Source organism: Burkholderia sp. SIMBA_062, from assembly GCF_046534765.1.
GTDB classification, from domain to species: Bacteria; Pseudomonadota; Gammaproteobacteria; order Burkholderiales; family Burkholderiaceae; genus Burkholderia; species Burkholderia ambifaria.
This window is the reverse complement of the sequence record NZ_JAWRYD010000690.1, coordinates 1-230: the sequence shown is the minus strand read 5'-3', so window position 1 is coordinate 230 and position 230 is coordinate 1. Positions and strand designations below refer to the sequence as shown.

1 protein-coding gene is annotated in these 230 nt (G+C 34.8%); it reads left to right on the top strand.

The genetic code is table 11. The annotated features are described in order from the left end of the window. Positions 1-230 (top strand): hypothetical protein (locus tag SB786_RS37950; protein ID WP_410731805.1); only part of this gene is annotated, 230 nt, incomplete at both ends.

Below are 230 nucleotides of genomic sequence, written 5' to 3'. Positions count from 1 at the left end.
ACAATTTAGAAGGTTACGATATGAATTTTATACCATTTTTTTGAAACAAATTAAATGTGGTGACCTCCGATATGGACTTAATAATTATGATTACGAAGAAGGAACTTTAATATTCCTGGCTCCTGGACAGGTTATTGGTGAAAATAAAGACGAATATTACCAGCCACAAGGTATCGCATTGGTATTTCATCCCGACTTAATACACGGAACATCCTTAGGCAGAAGAATAG